At 64.3% G+C, this 15,192-nt stretch carries 16 protein-coding genes; 11 read left to right on the forward strand and 5 right to left on the reverse strand.

What is annotated here, in order from left to right:
• The first annotated feature begins 1 nt into the window (after nucleotide 1).
• The 5 genes from CH262_RS21025 to CH262_RS21045 all read left to right on the forward strand — a co-directional run bounded on the left by CH262_RS21025 (nucleotide 2) and on the right by CH262_RS21045 (nucleotide 4,198).
• Nucleotides 2-922, forward strand: coding sequence for a hypothetical protein (locus CH262_RS21025; RefSeq protein WP_032366903.1), 921 nt, complete (start codon nucleotides 2-4; stop codon nucleotides 920-922).
• The gene (locus CH262_RS21030; protein WP_094718363.1) at nucleotides 919-2,442 is read left to right on the forward strand and encodes a flavin-containing monooxygenase; all 1,524 of its coding nucleotides are present in this window, start codon (nucleotides 919-921) and stop codon (nucleotides 2,440-2,442) included. The genes CH262_RS21025 and CH262_RS21030 overlap by 4 nt, the downstream gene beginning before the upstream one ends.
• 112 nt (nucleotides 2,443-2,554) lie before the next feature.
• The gene (locus CH262_RS21035) at nucleotides 2,555-3,286 is read left to right on the forward strand and encodes a MerR family transcriptional regulator (RefSeq protein ID WP_027495610.1); all 732 of its coding nucleotides are present in this window, start codon (nucleotides 2,555-2,557) and stop codon (nucleotides 3,284-3,286) included.
• A 79-nt stretch (nucleotides 3,287-3,365) separates the two neighbouring features.
• Complete coding sequence (locus CH262_RS21040; protein WP_027495611.1) at nucleotides 3,366-3,572, forward strand: hypothetical protein; 207 nt, start codon at nucleotides 3,366-3,368, stop codon at nucleotides 3,570-3,572.
• Nucleotides 3,573-3,622: 50 nt separating this feature from the next.
• Complete coding sequence (locus tag CH262_RS21045; RefSeq protein WP_032374993.1) at nucleotides 3,623-4,198, forward strand: YdcF family protein; 576 nt, start codon at nucleotides 3,623-3,625, stop codon at nucleotides 4,196-4,198.
• Between the two features lie 10 nt (nucleotides 4,199-4,208).
• On the opposite strand, the gene CH262_RS21050 is transcribed toward CH262_RS21045, so the two are convergent.
• Both CH262_RS21050 and CH262_RS21055 read right to left on the reverse strand, forming a co-directional pair.
• Entirely contained in the window at nucleotides 4,209-4,574 is a 366-nt protein-coding gene (locus tag CH262_RS21050; RefSeq protein ID WP_094718364.1) for a CrcB family protein, read from the reverse strand.
• Complete coding sequence (locus CH262_RS21055) at nucleotides 4,571-4,990, reverse strand: fluoride efflux transporter FluC (RefSeq protein ID WP_256988896.1); 420 nt, start codon at nucleotides 4,988-4,990, stop codon at nucleotides 4,571-4,573. The genes CH262_RS21050 and CH262_RS21055 overlap by 4 nt, the downstream gene beginning before the upstream one ends.
• Before the next feature lie 287 nt (nucleotides 4,991-5,277).
• Between CH262_RS21055 and CH262_RS21060 the strand changes: the two genes are divergently transcribed.
• From CH262_RS21060 to CH262_RS21070, 3 genes are read left to right on the forward strand one after another with little or no spacing between them, the layout of a single operon-like run.
• The gene (locus CH262_RS21060; RefSeq protein ID WP_027495615.1) at nucleotides 5,278-5,613 is read left to right on the forward strand and encodes an STAS domain-containing protein; all 336 of its coding nucleotides are present in this window, start codon (nucleotides 5,278-5,280) and stop codon (nucleotides 5,611-5,613) included.
• Nucleotides 5,614-5,634: 21 nt separating this feature from the next.
• Nucleotides 5,635-6,099, forward strand: a complete 465-nt coding sequence (locus tag CH262_RS21065; RefSeq protein ID WP_094718365.1) for an ATP-binding protein — start codon at nucleotides 5,635-5,637, stop codon at nucleotides 6,097-6,099.
• Nucleotides 6,100-6,120: 21 nt separating this feature from the next.
• Nucleotides 6,121-7,917, forward strand: coding sequence for an ABC transporter ATP-binding protein (locus CH262_RS21070; RefSeq protein WP_094718366.1), 1,797 nt, complete (start codon nucleotides 6,121-6,123; stop codon nucleotides 7,915-7,917).
• Between the two features lie 3 nt (nucleotides 7,918-7,920).
• Here CH262_RS21070 and CH262_RS21075 read toward each other — a convergent pair whose 3' ends face one another.
• Together CH262_RS21075 and CH262_RS21080 are read right to left on the reverse strand one after the other, a co-directional pair.
• Nucleotides 7,921-8,307: a hypothetical protein gene (locus CH262_RS21075; protein ID WP_048317517.1), complete on the reverse strand. Its 387-nt coding sequence runs from the start codon at nucleotides 8,305-8,307 to the stop codon at nucleotides 7,921-7,923.
• Nucleotides 8,308-8,397: 90 nt separating this feature from the next.
• Nucleotides 8,398-8,907 carry an arsenate reductase/protein-tyrosine-phosphatase family protein gene (locus CH262_RS21080; protein ID WP_032366897.1) on the reverse strand — a complete coding sequence of 170 codons (510 nt, stop codon included), beginning with the start codon at nucleotides 8,905-8,907 and terminating at the stop codon, nucleotides 8,398-8,400.
• A 164-nt stretch (nucleotides 8,908-9,071) separates the two neighbouring features.
• Here CH262_RS21080 and CH262_RS21085 point away from each other — a divergent pair, with 164 nt between their 5' ends.
• On the forward strand, nucleotides 9,072-10,466 hold the full coding sequence (locus tag CH262_RS21085; RefSeq protein WP_094718367.1) for an Hsp70 family protein: 1,395 nt from the start codon (nucleotides 9,072-9,074) through the stop codon (nucleotides 10,464-10,466).
• Between the two features lie 10 nt (nucleotides 10,467-10,476).
• Here CH262_RS21085 and CH262_RS21090 read toward each other — a convergent pair whose 3' ends face one another.
• The gene (locus CH262_RS21090) at nucleotides 10,477-11,415 is read right to left on the reverse strand and encodes an endonuclease/exonuclease/phosphatase family protein (protein ID WP_094718368.1); all 939 of its coding nucleotides are present in this window, start codon (nucleotides 11,413-11,415) and stop codon (nucleotides 10,477-10,479) included.
• A gap of 358 nt (nucleotides 11,416-11,773) precedes the next feature.
• Here CH262_RS21090 and CH262_RS21095 point away from each other — a divergent pair, with 358 nt between their 5' ends.
• Both CH262_RS21095 and CH262_RS21100 read left to right on the forward strand, forming a co-directional pair.
• Nucleotides 11,774-12,778: a DUF1839 family protein gene (locus CH262_RS21095; protein WP_094718369.1), complete on the forward strand. Its 1,005-nt coding sequence runs from the start codon at nucleotides 11,774-11,776 to the stop codon at nucleotides 12,776-12,778.
• Nucleotides 12,775-15,192, forward strand: a complete 2,418-nt coding sequence (locus CH262_RS21100) for a glycosyl hydrolase 2 galactose-binding domain-containing protein (RefSeq protein WP_094718370.1) — start codon at nucleotides 12,775-12,777, stop codon at nucleotides 15,190-15,192. Before CH262_RS21095 ends, CH262_RS21100 begins: the two co-directional genes overlap by 4 nt.

Raw genomic sequence — 15,192 nt, forward strand, 5'->3', positions numbered from 1 at the left:
CATGGCAATGGACTTCGAAGACATGTTGACCAAGATCAAGGACCGTCAGTGGGCATTGGCGGACATCGACTGGGACGGCCCGGGAGCCGAGACCATCAGCCCCGAACTGCACGCCAAACTCAAGCCCTTCATGTCCGATCTGATGTGGATCGAGAACGTGGGCGCTCGCGGCTTCGCGGCGATGGCGCTCAAGGCACCGAACGAGACTCTCGCGGAGATCTATCGCTACTTCCACGCGGAAGAGCAGAAGCACGCCAACGCCGAGCTCGCTCTCATGCGTCGTTGGGGCATGCTCGACGGTGACCGGATGCCCGAGCCGAACGTCAACGTCAAGCTCGTCATCGACTGGCTCGACAAGCATTCCGACGGGCTGTCTCTGACCGTGCTGGGCACCGTCATACCGATGCTCGAGGTGGCCCTGGACGGCGCGCTGGTGAAGTTCATCATGGACGAGATCGACGATCCGGTGTGTCAGGCCGTGTTCAAGAAGATCAACTCCGACGAATCTCGGCATCTGGCGGTCGATTTCGCGGTCATCGAATTGCTCGGGCATTCCCGGATGCGCAAGCTGGTGGTCGAGACCATCGGTGCTTGGATGAACCCGGCCCTCATCGTCGGATTGCTGCGCTACATCCCACTGCTGAACAAGATGCGCGACAACATCGTCGAGATGGGTGTCGACGAGGAGCGGCTCTACACCGCGATGAAGCGATTCCGCAGTGTGGGGGAGCGTAGCCCCGAGGCGCTCCGCGTGCCGATGTATCGATTCGTGCAGTGGCACAGCAGCATTGTCATCAACCGCAAGCATCCATACCACCGCGTTGCGGATGGCCTGGTGAAGCTCACTCGCCGGTACCCGACCAAGACTCTCAATTCCGAGCCCACCTGGGCCAAGGAACTGACCTACGAGCCCGTCGCATGAGCGATTTCGATGTGCGCGAAGGTGTACTCGACGCCGTGATCGTCGGTGCGGGATTCGCCGGAATCGGTACCGCTATCCGACTGCGCAACAGTGGAATCGAGAATGTCGCGATCCTCGAACGCGGCAGCGCCGTCGGTGGAACCTGGCGCGACAACACTTACCCGGGCGCAGCCTGCGACATACCGTCGAGGCTGTATTCGTACAGTTTCGCGCCCAATCCCAACTGGTCGCACACCTATTCCGGTAGTGGTGAGATTCTCGATTACATCCACACAATGGTGCGTGAGTTCGACATCGGATCGCGTATTCGATTCGGACACAACGTAGTCGACATCATCTGGAACGAGGCGGCCGGGCATTGGCACGTGAGCATCGACGGGCACCCCGATGTTCGGGCGCGCACGGTGGTGATGGCGTCGGGGCCGCTCGCCAATGCCAGCCTGCCGAACATTCGAGGCATCGATACCTACGAGGGACACAAGATCCACAGTGCACGGTGGGATCACGACTACGACTTCGAGGGTAAGAAGGTCGCGGTCGTGGGAACCGGGGCGAGCGCGGTACAGATCGTGCCCGAACTGGTGAAGATCGCCGATACGGTCAAGGTGTTCCAACGCACCCCGGGTTGGACGCTGCCCAGGATCAATCGAAAGGTGCAGACAGGCACCAAGCATCGATACGCCCGGTACCCGCAGACGCAGGCCCTGGCGCGGTCGCTGTGGTTCTGGGGGCACGAGTCCGTTGCCCTCGGTGTCGTGTGGAAGACCCCGTTGACGCGCATCGTCGAACTGGTCGGGCGCGCGCATCTGCGTCAGCAGGTTCGCGATCCGTGGCTGCGGCGACAGCTGACACCCCGATTCCGGGCCGGCTGCAAGCGATTGCTGATGACCAGCGACTACTACCCGGCCCTGCAGAAGCCGAACTGCACGTTGGTGACCTGGCCGATCGCGACGCTCTCACCCAAGGGCATTCGAACCGTGGAAGGCGTCGAGCATCAGTTCGACGCCATCGTCTTCGCGACCGGGTTCGACGTGTCCAACACCGGAACACCCATTCCGATCACCGGACGCGACAGCCGCGTGCTGGCCGACGAATGGAGCGCGGGAGCCAAGGCGTACAAGAGCATTGCAGTATCGGGCTATCCGAACATGTATTTCACCTTCGGGCCGAATTCCGGCCCGGGACACAGTTCGGCATTGGTGTACATGGAGGCGCAGATCGACTACATCGTCGAGGCGATCTCTCTGGTACTCGAAGGAGATCTGCACAGCGCCGATGTGCGCCAGGACGTCCAGGATGCCTACAACGAGGACATGCAGCGCAAACTGGCGAAGACGACCTGGAATTCCGGTTGCAGCAGTTGGTATCTCACCGAGGACGGCTTCAACGCGACCATGTTCCCGGGTTTCGCCACCCAGTACGTCAACCAACTCAGAGGTGTCGAACAGGGCGATTTCACCATGGTTCCGCGCCGCGTCGACCTGCCGCAGGAACCGGCACAGGTCGTCGCCCACTCCTGAATCGCTCGAGAGCACGCTTGTCGTTTCGATGACGGTCGGATTCGGCTCTTCCTTCCGCCGCGTGGTCGACGTATATCCTGAAGGTCGACGCGCGGCGGAGGTAGGGAGCTCGGTGGAGTATCGAATCGACGACTTGGCCCGAGAGGCCAAGACGACCACTCGCAACGTGCGGGCGTACCAGGAACGCGGGCTGCTGCCGCCGCCCACGCTCCGAGGACGAGTAGGTATTTACAACGACGATCACCTGACTCGATTGAAGGTGATCGACTCGCTGCTTCAGCGGGGGTTCACCTCGGCGCACATAGCCGATTTCCTGTCGGGCTGGGAGCAGGGCAAAGACCTGGAAGAAATCCTGGGCCTGCAGGAAATCGTGACTCGCAAGTGGTCGTCGGCCGAAACCACGGTCATTCCCGTCGAACTGATTGCGCAATTTCTCGGTGAGGACAACGACGACATCGTTGCCCGACTGATCGAAGCGAAACTGATCAGAATCGACGGTGACCAGTGCGAGATTCTCGATCCGACCCTCCTCGAGGTGTTCGTCGACCTGAGTCAGTACGGCTTCACATTGGAACGTCTGCTCGACCAGCACGAGCGGACCGCGTCGAAAATGAACGAAATCGCCGAGTCGATGGTCGGGAGCGTGACCGACCATCTGGCCGCGAAACACGGTCCAGGTTGGCTGCCCAAGTCCGGAGAGGTAGCCGAGACCACCGAGATGTTCGAGAAGATGCGCAGCCTTGCCATGAAATCGGCACAGGCAGAACTGGCGCGCGCACTGGACCGGGTACAGGAACGCGCCCTCGACGATTATCTGTCGGAGACTCTGTCGAAGCGCACGTGACGTGGTTTGAAGCCTGCCACAATCGGACATACCTGCCCTTCGACAGCCGAACGGCGGCTGACCGCCTAAGGGGGCACCAATGAGATTCGTAACGTTGATCGTTCTGGTTTGGCTGATCATCGGCGCATTCGCGTCGTACCAGCGCGGAGACTTCGAGAACGCGCCCGAGAACTGTGCAGGTGCAGGCACCATCGCCCTCACCGTCGTTGCAGGTCCGCTCAACTACTTCGGAATCAACCCCGAGGTCACGGACTGCAATGTCACCGTGCCGCAGCCCAGCGAGTGATATGAGTCGCTGACCGCGCGCTCGCGGAGCGCCTTCCCTAACCTGGTGAGGTGTTCCGCGGACGCTGGTTGCTGTTTCTCGCCCTGGCGATCCCGGTTGTCCTGGTGTCGTCGGTAGGTGTCGGCGGCTACCTCGCGTTCACCAAAGCTCGGGTGGATCCGCTCGTTGCCGCCGACGCAATCGTGGTGCTCGGCGGCGAACACGACGGACGCGAGGCCTACGGCATCTCGCTCGCCCAACAAGGCCTGGCCACAACAGTGGTGCTGTCCGATCCCTACGGATCCAGCGATCCGACGATGAAGAAAGCCTGCGCAGCGTCCACGTCGCAGTTCGAGGTGTTGTGCATTCCGCCGTCGCCCTCGACCACCCGTGGCGAAGCCATGTTCACCGAAACCCTTGCCCGCGAACGCGGCTGGAACCACGTCATCGTCGTCACGTGGCGATACCACCTCCCGCGGGCTCGCTACATCTTCGATCAGTGCTTCGACGGAACCGTCACGATGCGTCCGACGCCTCGCGCGTACAACTTCTCACTCGTCGAATGGGAGTTCACGTACCTGTACCAAATCGCAGGGTTCGTCAAGGCCGGAGTGCAGGGCTCCTGCCAGGATTCGGGAAGCGACTGACCGGATCCGGTCACAGAATCTTGTGATAGAGCGTCACACCGGACTTCCACGTCAGGAACCCGAACATCACCGCGGCAATTCCACCCACCACGTTCGCGCCGAAGAACAGTGCTGCCGAGCGATACCGACGATCTCGCGCAAGCCCGATCGTCGCCAGCGTCGTCCCCGCCAACGGAGCCACCGACGCCAGAAACCCGACCGCCACCACGGAGCGAACAGCGTTCGGCGGATCGAGTGCGAACACCAACCCCAGCGCGGCACACGCCACCAGATTCAGTGCCGTCGCCCGTCGCCTCGACCGCAGGGCGAACGAGAACACGAACTGGCCCAGAGCCGCGAGTCCGCCGCCGGCCGCCACCAGAATCAACGTCGTCACAGCGTCGGGCTCGTTCGTGCCGGTCTCGTGATCGCAGCCCCGACCGCCATCGTGATCAACGCGAACACCGGCGTCGCCACCAGATAGATCACCGAATTCCACGCCCCGCGATGGGTGACCGCCTGAAACGCATACAGACCGAACGTCGTCAGACCGCACGCAAGACCGAACAGCCCGGCCCGAGTCACCGGAGCCCGACGACCGGACAGATACCCCAACGCAGCACCGACGAGCAGACAGCCGAACACATTCACACCGAACGTGGACAACAGCTGCCACCGCGGCGTCGCCCGCCACGTCCACACCTCGTACCGAAGCGCCGCACCGACCGCGCCGCCCACAATGACCGCGACGTACTGCCCGGGCGAGCGACGACGCAGACCGCGACCGTCCATGGAATGCAGGCCCTCGATCACCTGGACAAGCCTAATGCGATCGATACCCCTCGGCTGAGTGAGCCGACGGCGGCAAAACAACCCGAAGGCCACCCCGAGGGGACTCAATGTCACGTTCGGTGGGCCGGAGTGGAGCCTGCGGAACGACCATCGACACTTTTCGGGGGTCAATGTCACGTTGAGTGGACTTTTCGGGGGTCGATGTCACGTTGAGTGGACTTCGGCGGCGGTGGCGGGGCGGGGGAGCGAGGTAAAGTCTTCGTGTGACTGCGGACGAATCGGGGCTCGGACCCCAGCATTTCGATGTGATTGTTGAATGGCGTGATCAGGATGTTGTTCTGTCGGTGTCGGGTGAGTTGGATTTGGTGACGGCTCCTGATCTGTCCGAGTCCGTGGCTCTGGTGCTCGAGAAGTCGCCGTCGGCTGTGGTCATCGATCTCAGTGATGTGGGTTTCCTCGCATCGGCAGGCATGTCGCTGTTGGCGTCGACGCATCAGCAACTGGGCGGTACTGCCGGGTTTGCCGTGGTGGCGGACGGTCCGGCGACGGGGCGTCCATTGACTTTGGTCGGGCTCGACGAGGTGTTCGGCATCTATGCGACGGTCGACGAGGCGCTCGTTGCGATTCATGCGGGTAGATCCTGAAGTTTTGGGTAGACGGGATTCATGATGGCGACTCTCTTCGGAGGTGACGACTCACGTACCGACAGTTCGATCTCGACGGCAGGTGCGCGAATGGAAGAACTGCTGTTCACCGACGAGCCTGCCGATGCGGATCGAGCGTCGGAGCTTCGGCGTGAACTCGGTGACTGGTTGAACGAGTTGGGCGTCGACCCGGATCGCGCGTACGACGTCGTGTTGGCGACGTACGAGGCGATAGCGAACAGTGTCGAACATGCGTATCGCGATCACACCGACCGAGGAACCCTCGACATTCGAGTGTTGTGCGGTGCGCAGGGCCGGATCGATGTGAAGGTGACCGACCGCGGCGATTGGGCGACCCGCAATTCCGATTCCAACCGAGGTCGAGGCGTCCCACTGATGCGGGCGCTGGCCGATACCGCGGCGGTGACGTCGGATCAGAACGGCACCACAGTCCATATGATCTGGGACGCGATCGGTACCAGCTGATCGTTGCTGCACACTGACTACATGGTCGATGTGCAGATCGCGACAGCCGAGAAGAAGAAAATAACGGTACCCAACCTACGGGTGTTGTGGCAGTTCGTGCGGCCTCATCGGCGCACCCTGATTCTGGGCATGATGCTCGGCCTGATCGGTACCGGAACGGCGTTGGCTACGCCGATGGTCGCCAAGGGTGTGCTCGACGGACTCGGCACCGACGCGTCGCTGATCGTTCCCGTCGTCGTTCTGGTGGCCCTGTTGGTCGTCGGCTCGGCCGTTCTGTATCTGCAGTGGATCGTCCTCGGGGTGTTGGCAGAGCGGATCGTGCTCGACGCACGCAAGTCGATCGTGCGGAGGTATTTCGGTGCCACGGTCGGCAGCCTGAACACTCGGCCCACCGGTGAGTTGGTCACCCGCGTCACCTCGGACACCGTGCTGCTGCGTGAGGCGACATCGAATGCGCTGGTGGCCATAGTCAACAGCGTCGTGGGTCTGGTGGGCGCATTGATCCTGATGGCGGTTCTGGATCTGGTGTTGCTGGGCGCGATCGCGGTGGCCATCGTGGCGATCGCAGTGTTGTTCGCCCGGCTGATGCCTCCGATCGCCATCGCGCAGAGGCAATCACAGGAAGCGATCGGACGACTCGGCGGCATTCTCGACGGCACCCTGCGGGCCATCCGAACGGTCAAGTCCAGCAGAGCCGAGACTCGCGAATCCGAACGCGTCATCGCGGAGGCGCGGACCTCCGCTCGGCACAGCGTGCACGCCGTCAAGATCTCGGCACTGGCGTGGACCTTCGCGGGCGGCGGCGTGCAATTGGCCATCATCGGCATTCTCGGCCTCGGTGGCTACCGCGTCAGCACCGGGGATCTTGCGGTATCCAGCTTGATCGCGTTTCTGCTCTATGCATTTCAGGTCATGAGCCCGGTCTCCACCCTCGCCACCAACATCACCGCGCTGCAGGCGGGTATGGCCGCGGCGGCGCGGATACGTCAGATCGACGACCTCGTCGTCGAAGTGGGAGAGGAAGGTACCCCCGCGCCGACCCGTTCCGTTGTCGATGCTGCTCCGGCGCTCGAATTCCGAAGTGTGACAGCACGTTACGGTCCGGGACGAGAGCCGGCCGTGCGAGGAATCGACCTGGACGTCCCCGCGCGCGGCCACACAGCGATCGTCGGTCCCTCCGGTGCAGGCAAGACCAGCGTGTTCTCGCTGATCCTGCGGTTCCTGACGCCCGAGAGCGGCGAGATACGGCTCGGCGGAACGCCGTACAGCGAGCTCACGATCGACGAGGTGCGCTCTCGACTGTCCTACGTGGAGCAGGAGACGCCGGTGATCCCCGGTTCTGTGCGGGAGAACCTGTTGTTCAGTCACCCGGACGCCAGTGAGGGTGACATCTGGGCGGCGCTCGAGTCGGTGCACCTGGATTCGACCATCCGCGCTCTGGACGAGGGATTGGACACCGACCTGATCGGCTCGACGGTGTCCGGTGGGCAGCGGCAACGAATCGCGTTGGCGCGAGCCATCGTTCGACGCCCACAGATCCTGCTGCTCGACGAGGCGACGGCTCAGGTCGACGGACGCACCGAGGCGGCGATCCACGAGGTGATCCGTTCCATCGCCGAGGATGCTGCCGTCGTCACCATCGCGCATCGGTTGTCCACCGTGCTCGACGCCGACACCATCCTGGTGATGGACGATGGGGTGGTACGCGCACGTGGAACGCATGCGGAGCTCATGGCGTCGGACGAGCTGTATCGAGAACTGGTGGCCGCGTTGAGAATCGGAGACAGCGCGCCCGATCTGGCAGCGGGCCGTCCGTGAGATCTACCGGCCCGACTCGGTGGTCGTGGGCTCGTCGGTCGCGGGCTCGTCGGTCGAGTCCTCGTCGGTGGTGGTCGTGGTAGTTCGGTCCGACCGCTTGGTGGTTGTTCGGGGTGTCCGCGTCGTCGTCTGAGGCCGCTCCGGCGTCGTTGTCGGCGGCTTGGCGGTGGTGGGCACCGCGACCTGCCAGGTGGGCGACGGCGGAACCACGACGATCGCGGACGTCGGAGACGCCTGGACCGAACTGAGGGAGTCCGACCTCAGCGCAGGCGGCCTGACGTCCTGGCTCGAATCGTCGAACGCGCCACCGAGGGCACCGATGACCAGACCCACGGTGACGGCTACTCCGGCACTCGCCACTGCTGCCAACGCGATGACCTTGTCGCGCATGAACAGACCCTAACGCCGTGGCCGCACCCGGGTGGTCGGCAATGATGCGAGAACGTTACCGCAGCGTGCGAATTCGTGGTGGGTCGAAGGTTACGGCTGCGCCAGTCGGAGAACATTCGGCAACGATGCTGCGATCAGCTCGCCGGCTTCCTCGTACACGGACGGGTCGCGGCGGTACGGGTCGCCGATATCCAGCGTCTCGACGCTGTGGACGGCCCGCGCGTCGGCGAGGGCAGCAACCGATCGTGCGCCCGACGCCGCGGCCAGGCTCGACGCCTCGAGCAAGGTGAAGGTGCGACGCATGTGCCTCGGCGACAGTGCGAGGACGGCGTCGCGATGCGACGCGGTCATCGTCAGAACGAGTTCGGCGTCGGCGGTGATCGCCGGAGTGAGGCGTCGAGCCACGAAGCCCTCGGGATCGCCGCCGAGTTGTGACAACACCAACGCTGCCGTCGGGTCCATCGCGTGCCCGGTCAGTCCCTGTGTCCCGGCACTGCTGGCGGTCAGCTCGAATCCGCCCTCACGGGCGAAGGCGACCGCAAGGCGCTCCGCAGTCGGAGATCGGCAGATGTTGCCGGTGCAGACGAACAGAACTCGCATGCCGCAACTGTAGTGGTGTGGCCGGGTGCCCCAGGGGGCACCTGAACGCACCACTGCGGCGCAGCCGCACCGACGCGCTACAGTGATCAATTGGGGGGATCGAGACTGGTTCGTGACATGAAGTCTCGGCGTGTGTTGACGGGGAAATCGACAAGAGGCAGGTAATGACCGAAGTTCTCGGTGTGTCGGTGGGGGCCAGCGCGGTGCGCATGGCTCGACCCGACCTGCGCCCTCAGGATTCGGGACGCCTCGACTTCCACCACGACACCGTCGACGCCTACTGGGACCGGGCCGAGGAACTGGCCGCGGAGTCCATCGGTGTGGTGCTCTCGCAACCGGGCAACGGTGGCCCAGTGCAGGCAACCGGCGTGGCGTATCGCGACCAGCAGCAGTTCGGTGAGATCCAGCAGGCCATGGCCGGTCAGCGGCTGTACAACTATCGACTCGTTCCCGAGGCTCGGGCTGCGCTGCAGTACCTCGAAGCGTCGGGCGAGCTGGGGCATTTCGGCACCATCGCGTTGTACGACCTGGGCAGTTCGGGTCTGACGATCAGCGTGATCGACCGCGGTACAGGCCAAGTTCTGCTGGCAGAACGCACCATCGACATCAGCGGCGACGACTTCGATCGCCTGATCGCCGACAACCAGTTGGCCAAGCAGGGCGTCGACATTGCCGACAACCAAGAACTGAGCGCGTTCACCGCGCGGTGCCGGGTCGCCAAGGAACAATTGTCGACGAGCGGCGCTGTATGTCTTCCGGGCGACGGCGGTGTCATCCTGATCTCCCGCGAGGCATTCGAGTCACTGGTGACCGTCCCGATCGAGTACTCCGCGCGCCTGGTTCGAGACGTCATCGGGCGTTCTCCCAAACATGTCGACGCGCTGTTCCTGATCGGCGGCGGCGCCCGAATACCGCTGGTCGGAGCGATACTCGATGCCTGGGTCGGGTTACCCGTCGTCACTCCGGCAGACCCCGAATCGGTTGCGGCCCGTGGAGCGGCACTGCTCGCCACACCGGTCGTCGAGGCTCCGCACCAGCCGGTTCCCCAGCCGAATGCGCAGTCCAATCCCCAGTCGAATCCGCAGTCGGGCGGTCGGCAGTCCGCGGCCGACCCGGCGTCGCTGACCGGTGCACCCGATTGGTTGACCCCTGAACCCCACTCCGACAAGCCAGCGGATTCGAAGCGCAAGGTGCGCGGTGCCGTACTGGTCGCGGGTGGTCTCGTCGCAGTCGCCGCCCTCGGCCTGTCTCTCGGATACGGGGGTGGGTCGCCGGCCCCGACCAGTGCACCGGCAGATTCACCGGTGCCGATCACCGCAGGTCCCACGACGACCCGGGTCACCCCGACGCCGACGACGCCACCGCCGACCACAACGCCGCCGCCCACGTCCGAGACCGTTCAGGCCCCGGCTCAAACGTATTCCGAGCCCGAGTACGTGCCGCCCGCGGCACCGGCTCCTGCACCTGCCCCGGCACCGCTGATTCCCGGTCTGCCGCAGATCCAGCTCCCACAGATTCAGCTGCCGCCGCCTCCGGTCATTCAGCTTCCGCGCTTCTAGCCGAGGACGGTCACGGCAACTGCACCGTTGCGAGCACCGCCAGATGATCGCTCTCCGGGATCGGTAACGGCTGCACCGACCGCGCGCGGACGCTGTCACTGGTCACGACATGGTCCAACCGCGCCAACGGACGTTCCGACGGGAAGGTGCGGAACAGTCCTGCCCCCGCAGCGTCGGCCGCGTCGGAGAACGGAGCCGATGCCAACCTGCGGAATTGCCGGTGATCGTTGGTGGCATTGAAGTCGCCCGCGACGATGGCAGTGTTGCCGTAGGTATCCATGATGGCCCGCATCCTCGCCAGGTCTGCGTCCCACTGGGTGGTGTGGCGCGGCGTCGCGGGTGACATCGAATGGAACGAGACGAGGGTCAGCGACGTGCCGTCGACGACGGTGTTCGCCTGCACCGGTACGAAGCCGAAGTCGTCCAGTCGGGTGCCGTCGGTCAACGGTGTTCGGCTCCACAATCCGGTGCCGTCGGCCACGGGCAGTGCGGCGGTGAAGGAGAACGGCAGCAGGTCGTCCAGACCGGCACCACTCAGGTCGGTGACTTCCTCGGGCGTGAGTTCCTGGACGGCGAGCACGTCGACGTCGTGATCACGGACCGCGTCGACGATAGCGCCGGCATCGGCGTCCCCGTGCGCTACGTTGACCGTCAACACGGACAGGTCCGGTCCGGAGTTGTCCGGCCCGTCGGCCAGGAACATCGGCACCTGGACGCCCACGACGGCGACGGTGACGACGGCTGCGACCGCCGATCCGATACGTGAGCGGGCGGCGGCGAAGAGCAGAAGCGCCGCGACGGTGGCGACTCCGAGGTACGGAGTTCCGACCACCAAAGCAACGAAAGTGATCTCGGTCACGCCGACCTGTCGGACGGCAAACATTCCGAGAGCTACGGCGAGGAGGCACCACCCCACGACCAGCGCTGCGCTGCGAACGAAACGGCGCATTGCGCTCGTGCCTCCTCGTGTCCGCCCGAGATGGGCATGGATGTTGCAGGTGTTGTCTACACTCGGCATGTGCCCAGCTCAGAGCGGATATGCAAGTGTCGACACGAACAAGCTGCGCATCAGCATTACCGCCGCGGAACCAACTGTTCGTTGTGTGATTGCCCGCGTTTTCGGGTTCCTGTTGTACAGACGCTCAAACGGTGGATCAGTAAGTAGCAGTTGCGTCGAAAACAATCCTACCGCCGGATCGGAAGCGTAGAACAAACCGATTCGCTACGATGAGTGGCCTGGATGCAGGCAATATGGACAAATGCGGCTCGGGGACCGTCCGACATTGTTCCGGTAGGAGAGGCGCGTCATGTCGAACGATGCAGTGCTGGAGAGGCTCGGTACCGGCCTCCGGGTTCTCGAACTCGACCCCATCAGCTACCGGCCTCATCCCATCCACAACCACGACCGCATCTGGACCGAGACCAACTGCTACGTCGATCTGTGGATCGAGGTACTGCACTCGCTCGGTGCCGATCCCACCCCGGCGCTCGCGTTCGTGCTCAGCGCCGGATGTGACGGACGGCAGTGGGACTTCGTGAAAATTCTGCCCGAGGATCTGCGCGCGCTCTACGGCATCGGCGTGGCCGAGATGAACGTATGGCGACCCGTTCTCGAGCACGTCGTCGAAGGGCTGCTCGACGGCACCCACGTCACGGTGGAGGTCGACGGCTTCTGGCTTCCCGACACCGCAGGCACCAGCTACCGGAATCAGCACACCAAGACCACCATCGTGCCGAATCTCGTCAACCGAGACGACAAGGTGATGGGCTACTTCCACAACCGGGGTTACTTCGAGCTGACCGGGGCGGACTTCGACGGGGTGTTCAATCTCGCGCCCGAGCCTCACGCCGAGGTGTTGCTGCCGTACGTCGAACAGGTTCGAGTCGACGCGGCAGTGCTCGACGCGGGTGTCGGTGACCGCGACCTCGACGTCGCCCGGGCGCATCTGTCCAGAAGGGCACCGGGCAATCCCGTCGATGCCCTCGCTCGGCGCATCGTGGCCGACATCCCGCTCGTCCAGACGTCCGGGCCCGACGCCTTTCATCTTTGGTCGTTCGGATTGCTCCGACAATTCGGTGCCACCGCGGAGCTTGCCGCCAACTACGTGCAGTACCTCGAGAGCCGCGGGATACGTGGAGCCGGCGACGCGGCGCAGCATTTCCTCGACGCTTCGTCCGGCGCGAAGGCCGTGCAGTTCCGGATGGCGCGAGCAGCGCGTGGCCGCGCCGTGGTGCTCGACGAACCGCTGAACGACATGAGCAAGAACTGGGCGACAGCGATGGATATCGTCGTGGGTGCATTGAGCGCGTGATCGATCTGCTCGACGGCGTGCCGTGGCGGCTGGCCCGAACCGACGCCGGATCCATCCTCGACCCCGCTGATCTGCCTGCCGACCTCGAGTGGCTCGACGCCGTCGTGCCCGGCACGGTGGCGAGCGCGCTCGGTGACACCGATTGTGCTCCGGATGAACACGATTGGTGGTACGCGACCACCGTCCCGACCGGCCAATACCCCGAGGTGCGGCTGACCTTCGACGGAATTGCGACTCGGGCCCAGATCTGGGTGGACGGTGTACATCGGCGAACGGTCACGTCCATGTTCGTGCCCGAGACTGTCGATCTGACCGGTTGCGGGCCGACCGTCACCATTGCAGTTCATATCGAATCCCTTGCCGCACATCTGAAGACCCGTCGGCCACGTGGTCGGTGGCGATCCTCGATGATCGCTGCGCAGGGTCTGCGGCACGAGCGTACGACGATGCTGGGCCGGGCACCGGTGTACGGGCCCGTGCCTGTTCCGGTGGGTCCGTGGCGGCCGGTGTCGATGATGCCGATGTCGAGCCCTCGTGGCGTCGGTCTGTCGACGACGGTCCGCGGCACCGACGGTATCGTCACGGTCCACGCCGAGCTGGATTCCGCGTCGTCGACGCGAATCCTGATCGGAGACAGCGTGTTCGAGCTCGGAACGGTCGATCGTATCGATACGACTCTGACGCTGCCGGACGTCGAGCTGTGGTGGCCGCACACGCACGGACAGCCCAGGACCTACCGCGTGGCGTTGGACGTGAACGGGGTGGAATACCCGTTGGGCGACATCGGCTTTCGCGCCGTCGTACTTGATCGCTCCGGAGGCGGCGCGCAGTTGGTGGTCAACGGTAGCCCGATCTTCTGTCGCGGTGGTACGTGGACCCCACTCGATCCGGTGCGACTGTGGTCGTCGGAGCAGGACCTGCACGTAGCGTTGGTGCAGCTGCAGTCGGCGGGCGTGAACATGGTGCGCGTGGTCGGCACGCTGGTGTACGAGCAGGCCGAATTCTGGTCTCTGTGCGCGGAACTCGGCATCATGGTGTGGCAGGACGTCATGCTGGGAACCGTCGACCCGCCCACCGACGAGGTGTACACGGCGGCGGTCGCCCGAGAGCTGCACGCGTTCGCGGACATCGTCTGCGCCAATCCGGCACTGATGGTCGTCAGCGGCGGAAGCGAAACGCAGCAGCAACCGACGATGCTGGGTCTCGCGGCCGAGGATCAGCGAATGGACATGCTGGACACCGTCGTTCCTGCTTTTCTCGCCGATCGTCTGCCGGACGTCGCGTACGTGACGTCGTCCCCGTCCAGCTCGACCGGCGAGTTGCACACCCACGTAGGAGACGGTATCGCCCATTACTTCGGGGTGGGTGGCTACCTTCGGCCACTGTCCGATATTCGTACCGCGGGTGTGCGATTCGCAGCGGAATGCCTGGCCTTCTCCGTTCCTCCCGAACGTGCGCAGGTCGACAGGTTCTTCGGATCTGCTGCGGTGGCCGGGCATCACCCCGAGTGGAAATCCGCGGTCCCTCGCGATCGCGGTTCGTCGTGGGATTTCGAGGACGTCCGCGATCACTACGTACGCACTGTCTTCGGTGTCGACCCGCACCTGATTCGGCGGGACGACGCCGAGCTCTACCTGGACTACGGCAGGGCGGTGATCGTCGAGGCTTTCGAGGAAGCGTTCGGTCGGTGGCGGCGGGCGTCTTCCGGATGTGCGGGAGCGCTCGTGTTGACGTTACGAGACACCGTGCCCGGTGCCGGGTGGGGCATCACCGACGCCACCGGTGCACCGAAGGCACCGTTCTACGCGCTCGCGAGGGCCGGCGCACCGACCGCAGTGCTGTTGTGCGACAACGGTCTCGACGGTTATTCGGTGGAGCTCGTCAACGACGGCCCGGCCCGATCGGGCACACTGCGCGTGGCACTGCACACCGCGCGGGGCGTGCAGCAGTTCGAGCGGGCGGTATCGGTCGTCTCGAACGGCTCGACCGAATTGACGGTGGACTCCATCGTGGGGTCGTTCACCGATGCCAATCACGCCTACCGTTTCGGGAGTCGGACGTACTCGGCGATCACAGTGGTATTCGCGGGTGACGACGGAGTCGAGATAGCCCGGAACACCGCACTCGTCGGGGCGCAGAGTCGGCAGAACACCGTGGGCCTGAGCGCGAGTGTCGTCGATACCGGAGCCGGGACGTGGGAGCTCACAGTGTCCTCCGAGTGGGCGGCGCAGTACGTCTGCGTCGATGTCGACGGCTTCGACGCGTCCGATTCGTGGTTCCATCTCGCGCCGAACGAACCGCGCAGCATCACACTCGTCAACCGAGGCACCGGGAAGCCCAGTGGACACGTCCGGGCCTTGAATTCCGTGGAACGGGCGTCGGTGGCACCGAGGGTCGTGAGTGGAAGTTCGTAG

This window comes from Rhodococcus sp. 05-2255-1e (genome assembly GCF_002259025.1).
GTDB classification, from domain to species: Bacteria; Actinomycetota; Actinomycetes; order Mycobacteriales; family Mycobacteriaceae; genus Rhodococcoides; species Rhodococcoides fascians.